Annotated in this window: 1 protein-coding gene; it reads left to right on the forward strand. The window is 39.2% G+C overall.

The window, feature by feature from the left end; genetic code table 11:
* The first annotated feature begins 446 nt into the window (after nucleotides 1-446).
* Nucleotides 447-797, forward strand: a complete 351-nt coding sequence (locus KM934_RS12855; RefSeq protein WP_215761026.1) for a hypothetical protein — start codon at nucleotides 447-449, stop codon at nucleotides 795-797.
* Nucleotides 798-825 lie beyond the last annotated feature (28 nt).

The raw sequence follows: 825 nt of genomic DNA on the forward strand, positions 1-825 counted from the left end.
CCCACCCTGCCTAAATCCGAAACTTTAGTAAATTAACTATTCGTTGTGAAAGCCGGATGATCCGGTTTTTTTGCAACGAACTTCATCGTCTATTGTGCGCCTATCTTGACCAGCGCGCTTTTCTGTTGGATATTATTCGCAATAACAAAGGGACAAATTAAATAGAAGGACGACATTTCATAAACCAAACATACAAGAGAACGATGAACAAGATATATATCATATTGTTTCTGTTGTCGGTTGATAATAATGGTTTTGCAAACGTTTGCATAACTTTTCCCCCATATTTTCCATTTTCACTAATACATCGTAATGCAAAAGTCCATATATTTTCGGTCGAAATAATCACAGACCGGGGATAGTCTTGGTTCAGCATAATGTGCAGGACCTGCTCTAATAACATAAAATGTAGTGTTATTTATAAATAATGCAATAATTCTGAAAAGATGAAACAGTCAATTAAAAGCTTATTTGCCCTTATGTTGATGCTTGGGGCAATGTTGGAGATGAAGGCGGCAGATGTATATCTGCTTACAGCCCAAACAATCAACGGTGTCGTTGGTAAGTATGCCGTGCCAAGCAACCATAAGCGTGCTCCGAGCACTTCTTATGGCGGCAATGTGTATTCCCTTAACATCACTTCCATGCCCGCAACGGGATTCTGGTTCCGTATCGCAGTGTCTGGGGAGAGTAATCAGATGCAACCTAAAGTCAATGATGCTCCGCTTACGATAAACGATGAAGGAACACAAAATCCCACCTCTTATTCTATCAATACTCTGTTAATTCTAACGTAATCGTTTGAAAATGAAGGAGTTAATTAAC

Source organism: Hallella faecis (assembly GCF_018789675.1).
Lineage (GTDB): Bacteria > Bacteroidota > Bacteroidia > Bacteroidales > Bacteroidaceae > Prevotella > Prevotella faecis.